The following is a 19980-nucleotide window of genomic DNA, read 5'->3' on the forward strand; positions in this document are numbered from 1 at the left end:
CTGAGACCGAGGTTTAGCGCGGGTCGAACGCCGCTTCGCTGGCCGAAACGCAGGGCATCCGTCGTCGAACCCGTTGACGCGCGGGTCGAACGCCGCTTCGCTGGTTGAACTCAACCCGCGCAATGGCGTTCAACCCGCGCCCGCACATCGGCTGGTTCGGCTAACGTCGATCGGGTGATGGATGACCGCTACGGACAGGACGTACTCTCCCCCGGCTGGCGTGACGCCGGCCGCACCCGGATTCCGACCCAGGAAGCCACCCGGGACCTCGTCATCGAAGAGGTCGCCACCGGGTTCTGCGGGGCGGTGGTGCGGGTGGAGAAGAACATCGTCACCCTCGAAGACCGCCACGGCAAGCTGCGGCTGTTCCCGCTCGGCAGCGGTTTCCTGCTCGACGGCGCCCCGGTCGTGCTGGTGAACCCCACCATGACCACAACGAAAGCGCGCGCGCGCACCGCATCCGGCTCGCTGGCCGTAGCGGATGCCCCGGCTCGGGTCGCCCGCGCCAGCCGCATCTTCGTCGAGGGCCGCCACGACGCGGAACTGGTCGAAAAGGTCTGGGGCGCCGACCTCCGCATCGAAGGCGTCGTCGTCGAATACCTCGAGGGCGTGGACAACCTGGCGGAGTTGATCGCCGAGTTCCAACCCGGGCCCACCCGGAAGGTCGGGGTGCTGGTCGACCACCTCGTGCCCGGCTCGAAGGAGAGCCGCATCGCGGACGCCGTGACGCGCGGACCGCACGGACGGCACGTGCTCGTCGTGGGGCATCAGTATGTCGACGTCTGGCAGGCGGTGAAACCTGCGCGGGTCGGCCTCGTCGCGTGGCCCACGATTCCGCGCACGATCGAATGGAAGCACGGCATCTGCGCGTCCCTCGGCTGGCCCCACGAGGAGCAGGCCGACATCGCCCGCGCCTGGCAGCGCATCCTCGGCCAGGTGCGCACGTTCGCCGATCTCGAGCCGGCCCTCCTCGGCCGGGTCGAGCAGCTGATCGACTTCGTGACCGTCGACGCCGGTAGCTGACACGCCGACGAAAAGACTTTTTCTCAAAGGGGGTGTTATTCCCAGCCGGGTGGGATAGAGTCTGTCAAGAAGTTGTAGTGCTTGCACGTCTTAAAACGCATTGACCCCGGTCTGTGCGCCACATTCCTTTCGGAAGCGGACGACGAATACCGCGACGAGCGGTCCCGACAGTCGGGACCGATCTAACACTCCTGGAGGAGTTTCATAATGGCAACAGGTACCGTGAAATGGTTCAACGCTGAAAAGGGCTTCGGCTTTATCGCACCCGACGACGGAAGCGCCGACGTGTTCGCGCACTACTCCGCAATCGCTTCGAGCGGCTACAAGTCGCTTGATGAGAACCAGAAGGTTGAGTTCGAGGTGACGCAGGGCCCGAAGGGTCCGCAGGCCGAGAACATCCGCGGCCTCTAAATCCTTAGAGTCCCGGTTCTCTAGAACCGCAGGCAACGCCCCCGCTTCGGCGGGGGCGTTGCCTCGTTAACCAGTGACCTCGCGGCGCGGCGTCGCCAACGGAATGCGGTAGCTGCGCCGTTATGCGCCAGGTGTGCCCCCCGCGCAGCGGCGCAACTACCGCATGCCGGCCTGGTCGCCGTGAAAGGGCGGCAGGCTGGCAGATACCGTCGCCCATTTGCACAGATCTGCTGCGTGCGACGCGATTCCACAGCGGATCTGGGCACCTCGGCGTTGCCCGGCGGCACGGCCCGCCTCAGGCGGCGTCTCCGTTGCCCGTCCGCTTCGGCTCCGGCTCCGGCTCGGCGAGCTTCCCCCTCAGCCCGAGGGCGTCGAACGGCGAATGCACCTTCGCATCGTTGTCGAAGTAGGCGTAGACGTCCAGTCCCCGGGCCGTCCAGCCCCGCACCCGCTCCGCCCAGTGCTCAAGCTGCTCGTCGGTGTAGCCGGACACGTACAACTCCTCGGCGCCGTGCAGGCGCAGGTATACGAAGTCACTGGTGACGTCGTCGAACATCGGCCAGCGCTTGGCGGTGTCCGCGATCACCAGGCCGACGTCATGCTCGCGGAGGAGCGGTGCCAGCCGCGGATCCACGAAGGTGGGCGAACGGGCCTCCAGCGCGTGGCGGAGCGGGCGGTCCGCGAGATCGTATGCAGCGTCATCCGCTGGAAAGGTGCGACCATCGACCTTGTCGTCATGGTCGCGGGCCAGCTCGGCTGCCGCCCTGGTGCTGCGGGGCAGCTGCCGGAAGAATCCGGCGAGCTGCTCCTCGTCGAACGGGAGGTTCTCCGGCAGCTGCCAGAGCACCGGGCCCAGCCGGTCGTCGAGGGCGAGCACACCGGATGCGAAGAAGTTCGCCAGTGCGGTGCGAGCGTTCCGCAGGCGCAACATGTGGGAGATGTAGCGGGGGCCCTTGACGGCGAAGACAAAACCGTCGGGTGTCTCGGCGCGCCAGCGCAGGTAGCTCTCTGGCCGCTGGAGCGAGTAGAACGACCCGTTGATCTCGATCGAGTTGAGCTGGCCGGCGGCGAACTCAAGCTCCCGTCGTTGCGGGAGCCCGCGCGGGTAGAACACACCGCGCCACGGCGGGTATCGCCACCCGGAGATGCCGATCCGCAACTCGGGTTTCCGCCCGCCGCCGCTCTCACTCATCCCCCCACGCTACCCACCCCCCGCGAAAACGCACTCGTTGGGGTTATCCGGGTCGCATAACCCCAACGAGTGCGTTCTCGCGGAAGGGGAAGGGGAAAGAAGGGGGAAGGGGGAAGCAAGGGGCAGGGCAGGGTCAGGGGGCTACTTGACCAGGTCCTGCCAGCCGTCGCCGTCGACGTACTCGAAGATCAGGTTGGTCTCGGTGTGGGCGACGGCGGGATGCTCCGCGAGGTGCTCGAGCACGAAATCGCGGAGATCCGACGCGTCCACCGCCGCCACGTGCAGCAGGTAATCATCGGCGCCGGCGACATGGAACATCCCGATCACACCCGGCCAGTGCGGCGCCGAATTACGGAAGTCGTCGATCTGGGTGCGCGCGTGCTTGGCCAGCCGCACCGCGATCAGGGCCTGCAGTGACGCCCCGAGCGCGGCGAGGTCGATGTTCGCGCGGTAGCCGCGGATGTGTCCGAGCTGCTGCAGCCGCCGCAACCGCAACGACACCGTCGACTCGGCCACCCCGATTTCGGACGCCAGGGCTGCACCGGACGCCCGGGCGTTCACCGACAGTGCGCGCAGCAGCGCGCGATCCACGCGGTCGAGATCGGGCTTCTTCGAATCCATGGGGGCGTGCTCCTATCCGCTGCAAGCTTATGCGAATGCAGAGAGGCGGTTTGCAGGGTCTTCGGATGCCCTTGCGCACGGGCACAGAACCTGCTTCTGTCAGACCATGCTGCCATCGTCGCCACATATCGAGACCATCGCCGTCCACGCCGGGATGGAGGGGGTCGCCGCGGGCGGCTCGCACGTTCCGGTGATCGACCTCTCGACCACCAACCCGCTTGCGGGCGTGGGGATCGGCGGGGATTCCTACGAGAACCTGGCCACCGGCGGCGAGCTGATGCCCGGCCAGTCGGCGGTGTACCAGCGGCTCTGGCAGCCCGGTGTTGCCCGGTTCGAAGATTCCCTGTCCGCCCTCGAGGGCGCCGAAGGCACCGTCGCGTTCTCCACCGGCATGGCCGCGCTGTCCGCCGTCCTGATGGCCGCCGTCGCCGCGGGCACGCCGCATATCGTCGCCCTGCGTCCACTGTACGGCGGAACCGACCACGTGCTCGCGACGGGCCTGCTCGGCACCCGGGTGACCTGGGTGGAACCCGGCGGGGTCGCCGCCGCCATCCAGCCGGACACCGGGCTGGTGATCCTCGAGTCGCCGGCGAACCCCACCCTCGAGATCACCGACATCCGTGCGATAGCGGATGCCGCCGGCGACGTTCCCGTACTGGTGGACAACACCTTCGCGACGCCGGTGCTGCAGCGCCCGATCGAGTCGGGGGCGACACTCGTGCTGCACAGCGCGACCAAGTACCTCGGCGGCCACGGCGATGTGATGGGCGGCACCATCTCAGGGCCCGCCGAGTGGATGGTGCGGTTGCGGCAGGTGCGGGCGCTCACCGGCGGGCTGCTGCACCCGTTCGCGGCCTACCTCCTGCATCGCGGGCTCCGCACCCTGCCGGTGCGGGTGCGCGCCCAGCAGGAGACGGCCGGTACGGTGGCTGGCCGGCTCGTCGGTCACCGGGCGCTGGCACGTGTACTGTACCCGGGGCTGCCCGGCCAGGACCCACAGGGACTGATCGGCCGGCAGAGCGCCGGCGCCGGGTCGCTGGTCGCCCTGGACTTCGCGGGCGGGTACGACGCCGCCGCGCGGTTCGTCGAGGGATGCGCGCTGATCACCCATGCGGTGTCGCTCGGCGGGGTGGATTCCCTGGTCCAGCACCCGGCGTCGCTCACCCACCGCCCGGTCGAGGCAAGCGCAAAGCCGGGCGCCGGGATCGTGCGCATCTCGATCGGCCTCGAGCACGCCGATGACCTCATCGCCGACATCCTCCAGGCGCTCGACCGGGTGGTGCCGGATGCCGCGGACGCGTCTGGTGCGCCCGCTCTGGCGCTGCGAGGCGCCTGACCCAGCGAGGGCTACGTTTCTTCGGGTCGAGCGCGACCGGCGCGACCGGCGCCCTAGCTGCGGCCGAGCCGCCGGCGCAGCAGGTCGATCCGCTTCTGCAGCTGGGTGACGCTGGCCTGCGCCACCGCCGGTCCGCCCAGGATCCGCCGCAGTTCGGCGTGCACCATACCGTGCGGTTCGTTGGACAGCTTCGCCCACATCCCGACCAGGCTGTTGAGCAGCGCGCGCTGTTCCTTGAGGGTGCGGTACAGCGCAGCGGGCTCTTCCGGTGCGTCGACGCCGGGCGGCTGGTTCTTGCGCCGGTCGTCGGCGCGGCGGGACTGTCGGGCCTGCCGTTGCCTGAGCAGCTCCGAGACCTGTTCGGGCTCCAGCAGCCCGGGGATGCCGATGAAATCGAGCTCCTCATCGGTGCCCGGTTCGGCCAGTTGCCCGAACTCGTCGCCGTCGAACAAGACCCGGTCGAAGGTCGCCTGGGAGTCGAGCGCCTCCCAGGTGAAATCGGCCTGCCCGAGGTCCTCCGACGCCTTCTCCTGGCGGTTGGCGTCGGCGACCATGGCGTCTTCGGGGTTCTCCAGGCCGTCTTCATCACGGTTCCGTCGGTCGAGCGCGTGGTCACGCTCCAGCTCCATCGCATTCGCCAGCGCCAGTAGCCCCGGCACGTCGGGGAGGAAAATCGATGCGGTCTCACCGCGGCGCCGGGCGCGCACGAACCGCCCGATGGCCTGCGCGAAGAACAGCGGGGTGGAAGCGCTGGTGGCGTAGACCCCGACCGCGAGGCGCGGCACGTCGACGCCCTCTGACACCATCCGCACGGCGACCATCCACCGGCTGGTGCTGTGCGAGAACTGCTCGATCCGGTCGCTGGCCTCCTTCTCGTCGGACAGCACGATCGTGACCGGTTCCCCGGAGATCTCCTGCAGGATCTCGGCGTAGGCGCGCGCGGTGGTCTGGTCGGTCGCGATGACCAGTCCCCCCGCGTCTGGGATCCCGTTCCGCACCTCGGTGAGCCGGCGGTCCGCCGAGCGCAGCACCGCCGGGATCCACTCCCCCGTCGGCTCCAGCGCGGTGCGCCAGGCCTGCGAGGTGATGTCTCGGGTGTTGCCCTCGCCGAGCCTGGCCTCCATCTCGTCGCCGGTCTTCGTGCGCCAGCGCATGTGCCCGGCGTAGACCATGAACATCACCGGCCGCACCACGCCGTCTTCGAGGGCGCGCCCGTAGCCGTAGTTGTAGTCCGTCTGGGACAAGCGGATGCCGTGCTGATCCTGCAGGTAGGTCACGAACGGGATCGGTGAGGTGTCTGAGCGGAAGGGGGTCCCGGTCAGCGACAGCCGCCGGGTGGCTGGTTCGAATGCCTCCCGGATCGCGTCGCCCCAGCTCAGCGCGTCGCCGCCGTGGTGCACCTCGTCGAGGATGACCAGGGTGCGCGAGGACTGCGTCAGTTCCCGGTGCAGCGCCGCACGCGCCGCCACCTGCGCGTAGGTGACGGCGATGCCGTGGAAGTGGCTGCCGTACCGCCCGTGGGCGTTCCGGAACGACGGGTCGAGGCGGATGCCGGCGCGAGCAGCGGCATCCGCCCACTGCCGTTTCAGGTGCTCGGTCGGCGCCACCACGGTGATCCGGTCGATGACCCGGCGGGCGCGGAGTTCGGCGGCCAGCCGCAACGCGAACGTGGTCTTGCCGGCGCCCGGGGTGGCGGCGGCGAGGAAGTCACGCGGCTCGTGCACGAAGTACGCGTCGAGCGCCTCGGCCTGCCAGGCGCGCAGCTTGCTGGCGGTTCCCCACGCCGCACGCTCGGGGAAGGACGGGGGAAGGTGCTCGGCTGCACTGGTCCCCGGGGCGGGACCGAAGACAGGCGGAGTATTCACTTCATAAGAACCTATCAAGTCCCGCTGACAATCGATGACCGGCGGCCGCCGACCGGCAGGCCGCGGCGGGAGAACTAGCCGCTCAGCTTGCCCGGGTTGCCGAGCCGCCACCCGAAACCGGGGTCGCTCAGCGTGCGGTCAAGCACCAGCGGCACGCTGACCGTGCTGGCGCCGACCGCGAAGTCCACGGAGCCCACGGTGTCGCCCTTGTCGGCCAGCGGCACCGGCTTGGCCGACGCGGCACCGGTGACCGGGGTGTCAGACCAGACCACAGCGGATGCCGCCTTCGCGCTGACCGCGCGCGCGGTCTGGCCCCATGCGGTGGTGTACGACCCGTACACGGTACCGGGTTCGGTGAGCGTGACCTCCCGGAAGCCCGGCTCCACGCTGTCGATCAGGTCGGCGATCGCCGAGTTCAGTTCCGGGTGGGTGTCTCCGCCCAGGACCACCCCGACCAGGGTGATCGTGTGCGTTCCCACCGTGAAGTCGGCCGAGAACAGCAGGCAGGCGCCGGCCTCGTCTGTGGTGCCGGTCTTGATCCCGTCGACACCGTGCTTGCCGAGCAGCTTGTTGGTGTTGGTGACCGTGCCGATCGTCGGCAGGTCCGCGGTCGGCTGGGCCACGATCGCCGAGAGGACCGGGTCGGCAACCACCAGTTTGCCGAGCGCCACCAGGTCCGTCGGGGTGCTCACGCTGTCCGGGGAGATGCCGCTGGTGTCGGCCACCGTGGTGCCGATGAGTCCCTCGTCCTTCAGCCAGCCCGCCGCCGCGCCGAGGTAGGCGTCCTCAGAGCCGTAGGCCCACACGGCCAGCGAGTGACTGTAGTTGTTGGCCGACGGCAGCAGCATCGCGGTCAGCGCCTGCCGTTCGTTCAGCACCATGCCGGCAACGACCGGGGCGACCGAGCCGTCCTCCGCCAGCGCGTCGTAGTAGTAGTCGACGTCCTTGTCGGTGAAGGTGATGTCGGGGCCGTCCTCTGAGCCACCGAGCGGCTTGGCCTGGAGGATCACCAGCGCGGTCACCATCTTGGTGATGCTGGCGATCGGTACCGGGCCCTGGTCACCGTTCGAGGCGAGCACCCCTGCATAGCCGACAGCTCCTATGGCGCCGTCGCCGAAGCTCGGCCAGGCCGGTGCGGCCGCCGGCTGGGTGAGCGCGGGAGGCTGGGTGAGCGATGCGGCAACGGCCGGTACCGGTGCGAGGCCGGTGCCCAGGCCGTAGAAGAGCCCGGTCAGAACCACGGCCAGTGAGCTGAAGACGGTGATCCGGCGGCGTCGGTAGATCTGGCGGCGGGTCAGCGTCGGGCGGGGCAGTGGCATCCGTCGATTCTACCCAGCGGACTCTGAACGGATGCCGCGCCGCCGCGGGGTGGGACCGGGCGGTCAGGCCCGCAGCGCGTAGAGGGCGACCGCGCTCGCGGAGGCCACGTTGAGTGAGTCGACGCCGTGCAGCATCGGGATGGTGACCACCGTGTCCGCCGTGGCCAGCGCCTGCCGGCTCAGCCCGTCGCCTTCGGCGCCGAGCACGATCGCCAGCCGTTCGTGGCGGGCGCGGGCGAAGTCGTCGAGCGACACGGCGTTGTCGGCGAGGGCCAGCGCCGCCACGTGGAATCCGGCCCGGTGCAGGACCGGCGCGGCTTCCTCCCACTCCGGCAGGCGGGTCCACGGCACCTGCAGCACGGTGCCCATGCTCACCCGCACGCTGCGGCGGTAGAGCGGGTCGGCGCAGCGCGGCGTGATCAGCACGGCATCGGCGCCGAGGCCGGCCACCGATCTGAAGATGGCCCCGACATTGGTGTGGTCCACGATGTCTTCCAGGATCATGATCCGGCGAGCGCCGTCGATGATCTCGTCGACGGATGCCAGCGGCGGCCGGTGCATGGCCGCCAGCGCGCCGCGGTGCAGGTTGTACCCGGTGAGCTGCTCGAGGAGTTTCGGTTCGCCGACGAACACCGGCACCTCGGGAAAGTCCTGCAGGAGCGGCGCCACATCCGGAACCCACTGCTCCTGCAGCAGCAGTGATCGCGGCCGATGGCCGGCGGCGAGGGCCCGGCCGATCACCTTGGTCGACTCGGCGATGTAGAGCCCGCCTTCCGGCTCCAGCACCCGGCGCAGGGCGACGTCGGTGAGCCTGGAGTAGTCGGCCAACCCGGGCTGGTCGAGGGAGGTGACGGGGATGAGCTGCACGGGATGGGCGCCTTCCATGGGTGGTGCGCGTGGCGGTGTGGGTGCTGGTGCCCGGGTTGCGCTGCGCCGGGGCGGTCCCAGACTGCCAGTTGCTGAAACAAAGTGGGAAACCGGGTTGTTTAGACTCAGGATGGGACGCGAGACCCGTGCACCGCAGGATGGAGCTGGATGACAGTCGAGATGCCGAGCGCGCCGGCCGCAGGACGTGCCCCGGCTGGCGCAAGCCGGGGCACGAGCCGGGGCACGAGCGCTGCCGCCGGCGACGCGTTGGACGCCGTCGTCCGGCTGCTCGAGGGCGGATCCGCGGCCGTGCTCACCGGGGCGGGACTCAGTACCGACTCCGGGATCCCCGACTACCGCGGCGAGGGCGCGCCGGTGCGCACGCCGATGACCTTCCAGACCTTCCTCTCCGACGAACGGGCGCGCAAGCGCTACTGGGCCGGCAGCCACCTCGGGTGGAAACGGTTCCGGGCCGCTCGGCCGAACCTGGGGCACCGGTCGCTCGCCGCCCTGGAAGCGCACGGCCTGATCAACGGCGTCATCACGCAGAACGTCGACGGCCTGCACAGTGCCGCCGGCTCCGCCCGGGTGGTCGAGCTGCACGGGTCGATGGACCGGGTGGTGTGCCTGGCCTGCGGGCAGGCATTCGGCCGGGACAGTGTCGCCGAGCGGCTGGTCGCCGCCAACCCCGGGCTGGACGAGCCCGATGCGGTGGTCATCGCCCCCGACGGCGACGCGGTTGTCACCGACATCGACGGGTTCACCGTCCCGGAGTGCACCGTGTGCGGCGGGATGCTGAAGCCGAACGTGGTGTTCTTCGGCGAACTGGTTCCGGCCGGGCGATTCGCCGAAGCGACGGCGCTGGTTCGCTCCGCGGACAGCCTGGTTGTGGCCGGGTCGTCGCTGGCGGTGAATTCGGGCATCCGCCTGCTTGAATTGGCGCGCCGACGGAAACTGCCGATTGTGGTAATCAACCGCGGGGCGACCAAGGGCGACGGCCGGGCGCTGGTTAAACTGGACGCCGGCACCTCAGAGACGCTCGCCGCCCTGGCGGAGCGGTTGACCGGGACGGCAGGCAGATGACCAGGTTCTCACTCGTGCGGCACGGCCAGACCGACTGGAACCTGCGCCAACGCATCCAGGGCAGCACCGACATCCCCCTGAACTCCACCGGACGTGCCGAAGCCGCCGAGACCGGCGTGCGGCTCCGGGACCGCGACTGGGACGCGATCGTGTCGAGCCCGCTGCTGCGGGCCGATGAGACCGCGCGCATCATCGCGGGGGAACTCGGGCTGCCCCGCCCGGAGGTGATGCCCGCGCTCACCGAACGGCACCACGGCGCCATCGAGGGCCTCACCTTCGCCGAACGCCGGGCGACCTTTCCCGACGGCGTTGCGGTGCCGGGGCTGGAGTCCCGGCAGGACGTGCTCGACCGGGTGCTGCCCGCCCTCGGGTCTGTCGCGGCGACGCACCCCGGACAGTCGGTGCTGGTGGTCAGCCACGGCGGCGTCATCGGCACCCTGATCCGCCACGCCTCAGGCGGCGCCAGGCCACGGCACGACGAACTGATCGCCAACGGGTCTGTGCACGACTTCGATTGGGTCGACGGCCAGCTGGTGCTCACTCACTTCGACGCCGTCCGGCGGCCCCACGACGAGGTCTTCACGCCCATCGCCTGAGCGACGCGGGTCAGCGGGCGCGACGTCCCTTTCGCGGCCTTGCCGCTGTTTCCTCGATCACGGCCAGGAGTTTCCGGGCGGACTCCCGCCAGGTGAAGCGCGCCGACTGCTGCAGCGCCAGCGCCGACCTGGCCGCCCACTCACCCGGCTGCTCCAGGTGCCGCACCATGGCGGCCAGGGTCTCCGGTCGGTCGGGGTTGAAGAACAGGGCGGCGTTTCCGCCGATCTCCCGGAAGATCGGGATGTCGCTGACCACGACAGGGATGCCGCGGCTCATCGATTCGACCAGGGGGATGCCGAAGCCCTCGTCCTTCGACGCGGTCACCAGCGCCGTCGCCGAATCGAGCACCGCGGCGTACTCCTCGTCCGAGGCGCCGTTGTGGAAGACCAGGCCGGCCTGCGGGGCGAGGGCGGTCAGCCGGGCGCGTTCGGCGTCGCCGACCCGACTCATCAGGTGGAGTTCGTAGCCGCGCAGTTCCGCCACGGCGCGCACCAGGGTGTCCACGTTCTTGTACGGCATGAATGATCCCATGTACACGAGCCGCTTCGACGCCGGCACGGCAGCAGGCGGGAACTCCTCCGCGACGGCACCGGGGGCATCGGCGGCGTTGTAGACCACCGTCACCGGGGCATCCGTCAACCGGTGCTCGGCGAGGAGGGCCTTCGTGGTCTCCGAGACCGTGACCACCCCGTCCGCCCGGCGAAGCAGCATCCGCCCAGGCCACCACGACAGGTGGTACAGCCGCCAGAGCAGCCGGATCGGCGCGGGCAGGTCGCGCGGCGGCGTGCGGTGCCGGTAGTAGATCAGGTCGTGCACGGTGAGCAGCAGCCGGTACCTGCGCCCCCACGACCCCATCGTCTGCATCGGGCTGAAGACGACATCGGGCCTCAGCCGGTTCACGGTGAGCGCCACCAGCGGTTCACGGATGCTGGTGGGCGCGCTGGCCAGCTGCCAGGGTATGGCGGGCAGCAGGTCGAGCTGGCGGTGATCGCTGATCAGCATGATCACCGGGTGCAGCCGGGCGAGTTCCGTCACCAGGCCGGCGGTGTACCGGCTGATGCCGTCGTGACGGTCGAAACGGGTGTACCGGCAGTCGAAGACGATCCTCATGCCGGTTTCACCGCGGTGAGGAATCGGGTGAGCGCGGCGGCGGCCTCGCCGGGCTTCTCGTAGTGGACCAGGTGGCCAACGCCGGGGATCACCTGCAGGGTCGCATCCGGGAACAGTGACTGCAACCGGTGCTGGGCTGCCACCGGCGTGATGTCGTCGCGGTCGGCGGCGATCAGGAGCGTGCGCTGCGGGATCGCCGCGGCGTACTCGCTCACGTCCGAGCCCACCGATGCCCGGAACGCCTCGAGAACCACGTCGCGGTCGGCGAAGGCGGAGAAGAAGCGGTCGTGCTGGTCGTGGATCCACCGGCGGAGCGCCCGGTCCCGGGTCTTGGCCATGGCCACGCTCATCACCCGCACGATCGCCCGGTTGCCGAGCAGCGCGAAACCCGCCCGCTCCGGGAGCGTCGCGGCAGCCCAGTAGTAGAACACCGCGAGCCGGGTGAGGACGCCGCGGGGTCCGGACAGGGCCGGCGCGGCGATCGGGTTGACCAGCACCACATCGTCGGCCGGAAGTCCTCCGGCGACGGCGGCCGCCACCACGATCGAGCCGAAGGAGTGGCCGAGCAGCACGATCCGTGCGGTCGGGGCGAGCTGCGCCACGAAGGCGCGCAGCCAGGCCCCGTAACCGTCGATGTCATGACGGATGCCGACCAGCGGTGCCGAGGACCCGAAACCGGGCAGGTCCGGCGAGATGATCCGCACCCCGGAGAGCTGCGCAACGACCGGCTCCAGGCCGTGGTGATCGCCGCGGAACCCGTGCACCATTATGATCGTCGTTGGCGACCCGGGGTCGCCGTATTCCCAGTAGGCAGTGGCGGAACCGAGCACCGGCAGGGTGGCAGTCCGCACGGGGATGCGAGCGAGTTGCTCGCCGTAGGGCGAAGGAACGGTCATCGCATCCAGTTTAGGCGGAAGCCGCGAAAGTCCGGACCCACGCCCCGCCCGCCGACCTAGACTCGATCTAGCGGTCATCGCCTCCACATCACCGCCACAACAGTTACCGCGACAGCAATGCCCGCCAGAACAGTGCCCGCCAGAACAGCGCCTCCGGGCAAGAAGGACCGCCGTGAGTTTCACCGCACCCATCCAGCTTCCAGGCCTCACCCTCAACCCGCGCTGGTACCGCCGCGCGGTCTTCTATGAGGTCATGGTCCGCTCGTTCGTGGACAGCAACGCCGACGGCTCCGGCGACCTGTCCGGGCTGATCTCGAAACTGGACTACCTGCAGTGGCTGGGCATCGACGCGCTGTGGATCCCGCCCTTCTTCACGTCGCCGCTTCGCGACGGCGGGTACGACGTGGCCGACTACCGGTCCATCCTGCCGGAATTCGGAACCCTGGATGAGTTCAAGGAACTCGTCACCAAGGCCCACGAACGCAACATGCGGATCGTGATCGACCTGCCGCTGAACCACACCTCCGACCAGCACGAATGGTTCCAGCAATCCCGGGACAACCCCGACGGTCCATACGGCGACTTCTACGTCTGGAGCGACTCCGACGAGAAGTACCCGAACATCCGCATCATCTTCACCGACTACGAGGAGTCGAACTGGGCGTTCGACCCGGTGCGGCGCCAGTTCTTCTTCCACCGCTTCTTCTCCCACCAGCCCGACCTCAACTTCGACAACCCCGCCGTCCACGACGCCGTCTTCGACATCGTGCGGTTCTGGCTCGACCTGGGCGTTGACGGCTTCCGGCTCGACGCGATCCCGTACCTGTACGAGTCCGAGGAGGGCAACGGGGAAGGCGAGCCGCCGACGCACGAGTTCATCAAGAAGCTCCGCGCGATGGTCGATCGTGACTACCCGGGCCGGGTCATCATCGCCGAGGCGAACCAGTGGCCACGCGAGGTCTCGGCATTCTTCGGGACGGAAGAGGAACCCGAGTGCCACATGGCGTTCGATTTCCCGGTGATGCCGCGGATCTTCTACTCCCTCAGGTCCCAGCAGGCCAGCGAGCTGGTCCGGGTGCTGTCCGAGACCACCGACATCCCGGAGGGCGCCGGCTGGGCGGTGTTCCTGCGCAACCACGACGAACTCACCCTCGAGATGGTGAGCGAGGAATACCGGCAGGCGATGTACGGCTGGTACGCCTACGACCCGCGGATGCGAGCCAACATCGGCATCCGTCGTCGCCTGGCGCCGCTGCTGGACAACTCGAGGGCCGAGCTGGAGCTGGCGCACGCGCTGCTGTTCGCGCTCCCGGGCAGCCCGTTCCTGTACTACGGGGACGAGATCGGCATGGGGGACAACATCTGGCTGCCCGACCGGGACAGCTCACGCACGCCGATGCAGTGGACCCCCGACCGCAACGCCGGCTTCTCCTCCGCCGACCCGGGCAAGTTGTACCTGCCGGTGGTGCAGTCGCTGGTCTACAACTACACCCAGACCAACGTCGAGTCGCAGCTGGCGCAATCGGGTTCGCTGCTGCACTGGGTGCGGAACGTGATCCACGTGCGCAAGGCCCACCCCACCTTCGGGTTGGGGTCGATCAGGGTGCTGGCCACCAACCACGAGTCTGTGCTGGTGTTCGTGCGGGAGTACGCCGGAAGCGGTTCATCCTTCGGCGACCAGCCGGAGACGGTGCTGTGCGTGTTCAGCTTCTCCCACAATCCGGTGGCCGTCACCATCGACGACGCCGAGATGGCGGGGACCCGGCTGTACGACCTGTTCGGCGGTGCCGTGTTCCCGAGCTTCAACGACGAGGGTTCGCTCACCCTGACCATCGGCGCCCAGAGCTTTTACTGGCTGCACTGCGGGTGATCGCGAGTGGTCAGCCGTCGATGGCAGCCGGGTTCGAGCACGCCGGGCGTGGTTGCCGGGGACTGTCGGTGGCCGCCCGTAACCTGAGGCCATGAGCAACTGGAGCGATACCCTCGCCGTCTTCGACCTGGAAACCACCGGCATCGACGTGGAGACCAGCCGCATCGTCTCGGCGACTGTTGCGGTGCTGGGCGCCGACGGCGTGGTGCAGGAGCGCGTGGACTGGCTGGTGAATCCGGGCATTGAGATCCCGGCGCCCGCGACGGCCGTCCACGGCATCAGCACCGACCGGGCGATCCGGGACGGCCGCGCGCCGGTGGACTGCGTGGCGGAGATCGTCGCGACCATCCGCCGTCACCTGGACCGCGGCATCCCCCTGGTGGCATACAACGCCCCCTACGACCTCACCCTGCTCAACCGGGAGTCGATGCGGCACGGCATCCCGCCGCTCCTGACGCCGGCCCCGGTGATCGACCCGTTGGTGATCGACAAGGCGCTGGATCGCTATCGCAAGGGCAAGCGCACCCTCGAGGTCACCTCGCAGTTCTACGGCGTCGTCCTTGACGGCGCCCACGACTCCGGGGCCGACGCCATCGCCGCCGGGCGGGTGGCGCAGGCGATCGCGAAGAAGCACGGCCACGCCCTGCCGACCACCCTCGCCGAGCTTCATGCCCTCCAGGTGGGCTGGTGCAGGGACCAGGCGGAAAGCTTCCAGGAATACATGCGCCGCGCCCGGGACCCCCAGTTCGTCGCCGCCGGCGGCTGGCCGGAGCGCTGACACGACCGGCGTCGCGTCGTGCGGTCCCGGAAGCTGCGGGAGAATGGAGCTCCGCACAACGACGACAGGAAACACGTGATCACTCTCCAGCAGGATGCCGACGGCTTCATCCGGATGACCAGGCACCTCCCCGACAGCGCGACAATCGCGGTCGGCTTCACCGACGGGTCGAGCGAAGAGTTCACCGGCCGGCGCCTCAACGAGATCTACGACCAGGCCGTCGCCGAATACCGGGCGCTGAACAACCTCGACGCCAAGGGCTTCTCGCGCCGTCCGGCCACGACCGTGCAGCCGGCCGCCACCGTCGAATACGTCGCGGTTCGCCCGGGCATGTCGGCCTGACCGGCCGGTACCTTCGCCGGCGCGCGGGACGCCCGTGCCGGGCATCCGTTACCCACTCGACAGCGAACGAAAAAGGGCGACCAGCCGAAGCCGGTCGCCCTTTGGTGAAAAGGGGTGTGGGTTACTTGCCGAAACCCTTGTAACGCGAGTTGAACTTCTCGACGCGACCCGCGGAGTCCATGATGCGCTGCTTGCCCGTGTAGAACGGGTGCGACTCGCTCGAGATTTCAACGTCGATGACGGGGTAGGTTGCGCCGTCTTCCCATTCGATGGTCTTCGAGCTGGAGACCGTCGAACGGGTCAGGAAGGTCGCGCCCGACGCGAGGTCGCGGAAGACCACGGGAGCGTATTCGGGGTGAATGCCAGACTTCATGAAGACTTCCTTGTTACGTGTCGAATGTTGTTCTGTTCCGCCTGGTTCGGCGAAAAAGCTGTGTGGCTCACGGGCCAGCTATCGAGTTTAGCAGAAACACCTCGCCGCGATCGACAGCGAGCGGATACCGCAGGCTCAGACTGCTCTGGCGGTGTAGCGGCCGTCGGTTTCGGTGAGCTCGATGTCCAGGTCGAAGGTTTCGCTGAGAGTCTCGGAGGTGAGCGACTCGGCGAGGGGGCCTGCGGTGACGATGCGGGCGTCCTTCAGCAGCAGCACGTGGGTGAAGCCGCGCGGGATCTCCTCCACGTGGTGGGTGACCATGACGATGGCCGGCGAGTCTGGTTCGCTGGCGTATCCGCCCAGCAGCTGCAGCAGTTCTTCACGCGCGCCCAGGTCGAGGCTGGCCGCGGGCTCGTCGAGCAGCAGCATCTCGGGGTCGGTCATCACGGCACGGGCGATCTGCACCCGCTTCTGCTCGCCGTCGCTGAGGGTGCCGAACTTCCGCTCGGCGAGGTGATCGAGCTTCCATTCGGCCAGCACCCGCTGGGCACGGCGCTCGTCGATCTCTTCGTATTCTTCGTTCCAGCGTCCGGTCACGGAGTATGCGGCGGTCATGACCACGTCGATCACCCGCTCTGCGCCGGGGACCTTGCGGGCCATCGCCGTCGACGCGAAGCCGATCCTCGGTCGCAGTTCGAACAGGTCGGTGCCCCCGAGCGGTTCCTCGAGGACCTCGGCGCGGCCGCTGGTGGGGTGGATGACGGCGGCCGCGATCTGCAGGGTGGTGGTCTTTCCTGCGCCGTTCGGGCCGAGTATCACCCAGCGCTGGTCGTCGTCGACACTCCAGTTCACCGAATCGAGGATGGCAGTGCCGCCGCGGACGACGGACACGTCAGTGAGCTGAAGAACGTTGACCATACAGCCATGTTATCGGGCTGGGCCGGCCAGACAGCCGCGGCCGGCGACGGCGGGGCGGTGTCAGCCGGCGGAGGCCCGCCCCAGCAGGCTCTCGTAGATCTCCTGGGTACGGGCCGCGATCTGCTCCCAGCTGAACTCGGTCTCCGCCCGCGAGCGGCCGGCCTCCCCCATCGCCTTGGCCCGGTCCGGGTCGCTCACCACGTCGGTCAGGATCCTGGCCAGGTCGGCCACGAACACGTTCGGGTCGGTGGGGGTGCCGGTGCCGTCGGTGAGCTGGTCGATCGGCACCAGGCGGCCGGTTTCGCCCTCGACGACGACCTCGGGGATGCCGCCGGTGGCCGTTCCCACCACCGGGAGCCCGCACGCCATCGCCTCGAGGTTCACAATGCCGAGCGGTTCATAGACCGAGGGGCAGACGAACACGGTGCCCGCGGTGAGGACGGCGGAGAGTTCATGGTGCGGCAGCAGCCGGTCGATCCAGACCACCCCGTCACGGTCCCGCTGGAGCGCCTCGACGCCGGTGGTCACCTCGGCGAGGATGCCAGGGGTGTCGGGGGCGCCGGCGCACAGCACCAGCTGAACTTCCGGTGGGAGCAGGGCTGCCGCCCGGAGCAGATAGGGCAGGCCCTTCTGCCGGGTGATGCGCCCGACGAAGACCACGGACGGGCGGTCGGGGTCGATGCCGAGGGAACGCACGAGTTCCTCGTCGTGCACCGGCTTCCAGCGTTCGAGGTCGATGCCGTTGTACACCACGTGCACCCGGTCGGGGTCGAGCGTCGGGTAGCTGCGGAGGATGTCACGCCGCATGCCGCCGCTGACGGCGATCACGGCATCCGCTGCCTCGAACGCGGTCTTCTCGATCCAGCTGGACACCCGGTAGCCGCCGCCGAGTTGCTCGGCCTTCCACGGGCGCAGCGGTTCGAGGCTGTGCGCGGTCACCACGTGCGGGATGCCGTGCAGCAACTTGGCGAGGTGGCCGGCCCCGTTCGCGTACCAGGTGTGGGAGTGCACGAGGTCGGCCCCGTCGACGTCCTGCGCCATCTGCAGGTCGACGCCGAGGGTCGCGATGCTCCCGTTCGCCTTCGCCAGTTCCCTGGGCACCTGGTAGGCGTGGGCCCGCTCGTCGTCACGTGGAGCGCCGAAACAGCGCACCTGCACGTCGAGGTCCTGCTGGCGCAACGCCCGCACCAGCTCGGTGACGTGCACACCCGCTCCCCCGTAGATCTCCGGCGGATACTCCTTGGTCAGCAGATCGACTCGCATGCTGCCAAGCTAGCGCAGCCCGACGTGTCGCACACGGATAGATGGCTGCCGAATTTCGAACTTGGCTCTACTGTGTAGAACATGGAGTCCAAGAAGATCTTCGGAATCGTTCTGGCCGGCGGCGAGGGGAAGCGGTTGATGCCGCTCACCGAAGACCGGGCCAAGCCCGCAGTGCCGTTCGGGGGCCATTATCGGCTCATTGACTTCGCACTGTCGAACCTGACGAATTCGGGCCTCAGCCAGATCGTCGTACTGACCCAGTACAAGTCGCACAGCCTGGACCGCCACGTCTCGCAGACCTGGCATGTGTCAGGGCTGCTGAACGCGTACATCGCCTCGGTGCCCGCCCAGCAGCGCCTCGGCAAGCGTTGGTTCTCCGGGTCGGCCGACGCCATCCTGCAGAGCCTCAACCTGATCCATGATGAGAAACCCGACATCGTGGTCGTGGTCGGCGCGGACCACGTCTACCGGATGGACTTCAGCCAGATGATCGACGCGCATATTGCGTCCGGCGCCGGCGCGACGGTCGCGGCGATCCGCCAGCCGATCAGCCTCGCCGACCAGTTCGGTGTGATCGAGCTCGATCCGAACGCCCCTGACCGGATCAAGGAGTTCCTGGAGAAGCCGAAGAACGCGGTGGGCCTCGCCGACTCCCCGCACGAGATCCTGGCATCGATGGGCAACTACGTTTTCAACACCGATGCGCTGATCGAAGCGGTGCGACGCGACGGTGAGCGCACAGACTCCAGCCACGACATGGGCGGGGACATCATCCCCGACTTCGTCGAACGCGGCGATGCAGCGGTGTACGACCTGAAACTCAACGAGGTGCCGGGGTCGACCGACCGTGACCGCTACTACTGGCGTGACGTGGGAACCATCGACTCCTTCTTCGAGGCCCACCAGGACCTCATCGCCGCCCTGCCGGTGTTCAACCTGTACAACCAGAAATGGCCCATCTTCAGCAGGCAACTCAACTCGCCGCCGGCGAAGTTCGTCCGTGATTCGCGCGGCGCGCTCGGAACCATGGTCGATTCGATCGTGTCGCTGGGTTGCGTGATCTCCGGCGCGCACATCGAGCGCAGCGTGCTGGGCCCGTGGGTGTCGATCGAATCCGGCTCGGAGGTGGTCGACTCGATCATCTTCGACCGGGTGCAGATCAAGCCGGGCGCGACAGTGCGGCGGGCGATCCTCGACAAGGACGTCGTGATCGAAGCGGATACCGCGGTGGGGGTCGACCTGGACCGCGACCTGGCCCGCGGGTTCAGCGTCACCGACTCCGGCATCACCGTGGTCGGCAAGGGCGTGCACGTCAGACCGTGAGCTTCGTGACCCGCACTTCTGTCCCCGCCCGTTTGCTGGTGGTCCTCGACGCCGACTCGACCCTGATCGAGGACGAGGTGATCGAGTTGCTGGCCGATGTCGCCGGGTCCCGGGACCTGGTCGCCGACGTCACCGAACGAGCCATGCGCGGTGAGCTCGACTTCGCCGACAGCCTGCGCGCCCGGGTGGCGACCCTGGCCGGGCTCCCCACCAGCGTCTTCGAGGAGGTGGGGCGTCTCATCCGCCCGACTCCCGGCGTGCACGACATGATCGCCGGGCTGCACGCGCACGGCAGCCGGGTGGGGGTCGTCTCCGGAGGCTTCCATGAGTTGCTCGACCCGCTGGCCGCGACGCTCGGCCTGGACTACTGGCGCGCGAACCGGCTGGAGACGCGGGACGGGTTGCTTACCGGCCGCCTGGTCGGGCCGGTGATCGACGCGGTGGCGAAAGCGGAAGCGCTGGTCGAGTGGGCCGGGGCGGAGCGCGTCGCCCTGCCGCGGACCGTGGCGGTGGGCGACGGGGCGAACGACCTGCTGATGATGGAGGTCGCCGGCCTCTCTGTGGCGTTCAACGCCAAGCCGAGGGTGAAGGAGGCGGCCGACCTGGTCATCGACGTCGCCGACCTCAGCCAGCTGCTGCCCGTCCTCGGCCTGCGCGGCTGACTCCCGCCCCTGTTTCGCCCCTGGTTCGCCGAACCCGCACTTGTTGGGCCTCAAACGCACTCGTAACCCCACACCTGCAGGTTCGCCGAGAACGCACTTGTTGGGCCCAAAACGCGCTCATAAACCCAACA

General features: G+C 68.8%; 20 protein-coding genes. 10 read left to right on the forward strand and 10 right to left on the reverse strand.

Annotated elements, in window-relative coordinates:
• Positions 1–177 precede the first annotated feature (177 nt).
• Positions 178–1023, forward strand: coding sequence for a DUF3097 domain-containing protein (locus AB4Y94_RS13280; protein WP_441728349.1), 846 nt, complete (start codon positions 178–180; stop codon positions 1021–1023).
• A 207-nt stretch (positions 1024–1230) separates the two neighbouring features.
• Entirely contained in the window at positions 1231–1434 is a 204-nt protein-coding gene (locus tag AB4Y94_RS13285) for a cold-shock protein (protein WP_026851477.1), read from the forward strand.
• A 295-nt stretch (positions 1435–1729) separates the two neighbouring features.
• Here AB4Y94_RS13285 and AB4Y94_RS13290 read toward each other — a convergent pair whose 3' ends face one another.
• Both AB4Y94_RS13290 and AB4Y94_RS13295 read right to left on the reverse strand, forming a co-directional pair.
• On the reverse strand, positions 1730–2626 hold the full coding sequence (locus AB4Y94_RS13290; RefSeq protein WP_441728306.1) for a DUF72 domain-containing protein: 897 nt from the start codon (positions 2624–2626) through the stop codon (positions 1730–1732).
• 141 nt (positions 2627–2767) lie between these two features.
• Complete coding sequence (locus tag AB4Y94_RS13295; RefSeq protein ID WP_441728307.1) at positions 2768–3247, reverse strand: Lrp/AsnC family transcriptional regulator; 480 nt, start codon at positions 3245–3247, stop codon at positions 2768–2770.
• Between the two features lie 106 nt (positions 3248–3353).
• Between AB4Y94_RS13295 and AB4Y94_RS13300 the strand changes: the two genes are divergently transcribed.
• Positions 3354–4583 (forward strand): trans-sulfuration enzyme family protein, encoded by a 1230-nt coding sequence (locus tag AB4Y94_RS13300; protein ID WP_441728308.1) that lies wholly within the window; start codon positions 3354–3356, stop codon positions 4581–4583.
• A gap of 53 nt (positions 4584–4636) precedes the next feature.
• On the opposite strand, the gene AB4Y94_RS13305 is transcribed toward AB4Y94_RS13300, so the two are convergent.
• From AB4Y94_RS13305 to AB4Y94_RS13315, 3 genes are all read right to left on the reverse strand, one after another.
• Positions 4637–6448 carry a DEAD/DEAH box helicase gene (locus tag AB4Y94_RS13305; protein ID WP_441728309.1) on the reverse strand — a complete coding sequence of 604 codons (1812 nt, stop codon included), beginning with the start codon at positions 6446–6448 and terminating at the stop codon, positions 4637–4639.
• Between the two features lie 74 nt (positions 6449–6522).
• Positions 6523–7767 (reverse strand): D-alanyl-D-alanine carboxypeptidase family protein, encoded by a 1245-nt coding sequence (locus tag AB4Y94_RS13310; RefSeq protein WP_441728310.1) that lies wholly within the window; start codon positions 7765–7767, stop codon positions 6523–6525.
• A gap of 63 nt (positions 7768–7830) precedes the next feature.
• Complete coding sequence (locus AB4Y94_RS13315; RefSeq protein ID WP_441728311.1) at positions 7831–8652, reverse strand: TrmH family RNA methyltransferase; 822 nt, start codon at positions 8650–8652, stop codon at positions 7831–7833.
• Between the two features lie 150 nt (positions 8653–8802).
• Here AB4Y94_RS13315 and AB4Y94_RS13320 point away from each other — a divergent pair, with 150 nt between their 5' ends.
• Both AB4Y94_RS13320 and AB4Y94_RS13325 read left to right on the forward strand, forming a co-directional pair.
• A complete protein-coding gene (locus AB4Y94_RS13320) occupies positions 8803–9717 on the forward strand; it encodes a Sir2 family NAD-dependent protein deacetylase (RefSeq protein ID WP_441728312.1) in 915 nt (304 codons plus the stop codon).
• Positions 9714–10313: a histidine phosphatase family protein gene (locus tag AB4Y94_RS13325; RefSeq protein ID WP_441728313.1), complete on the forward strand. Its 600-nt coding sequence runs from the start codon at positions 9714–9716 to the stop codon at positions 10311–10313. Before AB4Y94_RS13320 ends, AB4Y94_RS13325 begins: the two co-directional genes overlap by 4 nt.
• A gap of 10 nt (positions 10314–10323) precedes the next feature.
• On the opposite strand, the gene AB4Y94_RS13330 is transcribed toward AB4Y94_RS13325, so the two are convergent.
• The gene (locus tag AB4Y94_RS13330) at positions 10324–11424 is read right to left on the reverse strand and encodes a glycosyltransferase family 4 protein (protein ID WP_441728314.1); all 1101 of its coding nucleotides are present in this window, start codon (positions 11422–11424) and stop codon (positions 10324–10326) included.
• Positions 11421–12320, reverse strand: coding sequence for an alpha/beta fold hydrolase (locus AB4Y94_RS13335; RefSeq protein ID WP_441728315.1), 900 nt, complete (start codon positions 12318–12320; stop codon positions 11421–11423). Before AB4Y94_RS13335 ends, AB4Y94_RS13330 begins: the two co-directional genes overlap by 4 nt.
• A gap of 172 nt (positions 12321–12492) precedes the next feature.
• Between AB4Y94_RS13335 and treS the strand changes: the two genes are divergently transcribed.
• The 3 genes from treS to AB4Y94_RS13350 all read left to right on the forward strand — a co-directional run bounded on the left by treS (position 12493) and on the right by AB4Y94_RS13350 (position 15310).
• Positions 12493–14190: a maltose alpha-D-glucosyltransferase gene (gene treS, locus AB4Y94_RS13340; protein WP_441728316.1), complete on the forward strand. Its 1698-nt coding sequence runs from the start codon at positions 12493–12495 to the stop codon at positions 14188–14190.
• Between the two features lie 91 nt (positions 14191–14281).
• Entirely contained in the window at positions 14282–14968 is a 687-nt protein-coding gene (locus tag AB4Y94_RS13345; protein ID WP_441728317.1) for a 3'-5' exonuclease, read from the forward strand.
• Between the two features lie 75 nt (positions 14969–15043).
• Positions 15044–15310 (forward strand): hypothetical protein, encoded by a 267-nt coding sequence (locus AB4Y94_RS13350; protein ID WP_441728318.1) that lies wholly within the window; start codon positions 15044–15046, stop codon positions 15308–15310.
• 121 nt (positions 15311–15431) lie between these two features.
• Here AB4Y94_RS13350 and AB4Y94_RS13355 read toward each other — a convergent pair whose 3' ends face one another.
• The 3 genes from AB4Y94_RS13355 to glgA form a co-directional block, all read right to left on the reverse strand.
• Positions 15432–15683 carry a type B 50S ribosomal protein L31 gene (locus AB4Y94_RS13355; protein ID WP_123044920.1) on the reverse strand — a complete coding sequence of 84 codons (252 nt, stop codon included), beginning with the start codon at positions 15681–15683 and terminating at the stop codon, positions 15432–15434.
• A gap of 135 nt (positions 15684–15818) precedes the next feature.
• The gene (locus AB4Y94_RS13360; protein ID WP_441728319.1) at positions 15819–16601 is read right to left on the reverse strand and encodes an ABC transporter ATP-binding protein; all 783 of its coding nucleotides are present in this window, start codon (positions 16599–16601) and stop codon (positions 15819–15821) included.
• A 60-nt stretch (positions 16602–16661) separates the two neighbouring features.
• Positions 16662–17864, reverse strand: a complete 1203-nt coding sequence (gene glgA, locus AB4Y94_RS13365) for a glycogen synthase (protein ID WP_441728320.1) — start codon at positions 17862–17864, stop codon at positions 16662–16664.
• A gap of 81 nt (positions 17865–17945) precedes the next feature.
• Here glgA and glgC point away from each other — a divergent pair, with 81 nt between their 5' ends.
• Together glgC and serB are read left to right on the forward strand one after the other, a co-directional pair.
• Positions 17946–19187, forward strand: a complete 1242-nt coding sequence (gene glgC, locus AB4Y94_RS13370) for a glucose-1-phosphate adenylyltransferase (protein ID WP_441728321.1) — start codon at positions 17946–17948, stop codon at positions 19185–19187.
• A gap of 5 nt (positions 19188–19192) precedes the next feature.
• The gene (serB, locus tag AB4Y94_RS13375; protein ID WP_441728322.1) at positions 19193–19849 is read left to right on the forward strand and encodes a phosphoserine phosphatase SerB; all 657 of its coding nucleotides are present in this window, start codon (positions 19193–19195) and stop codon (positions 19847–19849) included.
• Positions 19850–19980: the final 131 nt, after the last annotated feature.

The sequence above is a fragment of the Glaciibacter sp. 2TAF33 genome (genome assembly GCF_052114945.1).
Taxonomy (GTDB): Bacteria; Actinomycetota; Actinomycetes; order Actinomycetales; family Microbacteriaceae; genus Cryobacterium.

Coding starts and splice junctions, on each gene's coding strand:
- AB4Y94_RS13335 (WP_441728315.1), bottom strand. CDS start 12,320: ATGACCGTTCCTTCGCCCTACGGCGAGCAACTCGCTCGCATCCCCGTG.
- AB4Y94_RS13315 (WP_441728311.1), bottom strand. CDS start 8,652: ATGGAAGGCGCCCATCCCGTGCAGCTCATCCCCGTCACCTCCCTCGAC.
- AB4Y94_RS13355 (WP_123044920.1), bottom strand. CDS start 15,683: ATGAAGTCTGGCATTCACCCCGAATACGCTCCCGTGGTCTTCCGCGAC.
- AB4Y94_RS13300 (WP_441728308.1), top strand. CDS start 3,354: ATGCTGCCATCGTCGCCACATATCGAGACCATCGCCGTCCACGCCGGG.
- AB4Y94_RS13285 (WP_026851477.1), top strand. CDS start 1,231: ATGGCAACAGGTACCGTGAAATGGTTCAACGCTGAAAAGGGCTTCGGC.
- AB4Y94_RS13280 (WP_441728349.1), top strand. CDS start 178: ATGGATGACCGCTACGGACAGGACGTACTCTCCCCCGGCTGGCGTGAC.
- AB4Y94_RS13310 (WP_441728310.1), bottom strand. CDS start 7,767: ATGCCACTGCCCCGCCCGACGCTGACCCGCCGCCAGATCTACCGACGC.
- AB4Y94_RS13330 (WP_441728314.1), bottom strand. CDS start 11,424: ATGAGGATCGTCTTCGACTGCCGGTACACCCGTTTCGACCGTCACGAC.
- AB4Y94_RS13290 (WP_441728306.1), bottom strand. CDS start 2,626: ATGAGTGAGAGCGGCGGCGGGCGGAAACCCGAGTTGCGGATCGGCATC.
- AB4Y94_RS13345 (WP_441728317.1), top strand. CDS start 14,282: ATGAGCAACTGGAGCGATACCCTCGCCGTCTTCGACCTGGAAACCACC.
- AB4Y94_RS13320 (WP_441728312.1), top strand. CDS start 8,803: ATGACAGTCGAGATGCCGAGCGCGCCGGCCGCAGGACGTGCCCCGGCT.
- AB4Y94_RS13360 (WP_441728319.1), bottom strand. CDS start 16,601: ATGGTCAACGTTCTTCAGCTCACTGACGTGTCCGTCGTCCGCGGCGGC.
- glgC (WP_441728321.1), top strand. CDS start 17,946: ATGGAGTCCAAGAAGATCTTCGGAATCGTTCTGGCCGGCGGCGAGGGG.
- AB4Y94_RS13325 (WP_441728313.1), top strand. CDS start 9,714: ATGACCAGGTTCTCACTCGTGCGGCACGGCCAGACCGACTGGAACCTG.
- glgA (WP_441728320.1), bottom strand. CDS start 17,864: ATGCGAGTCGATCTGCTGACCAAGGAGTATCCGCCGGAGATCTACGGG.
- AB4Y94_RS13295 (WP_441728307.1), bottom strand. CDS start 3,247: ATGGATTCGAAGAAGCCCGATCTCGACCGCGTGGATCGCGCGCTGCTG.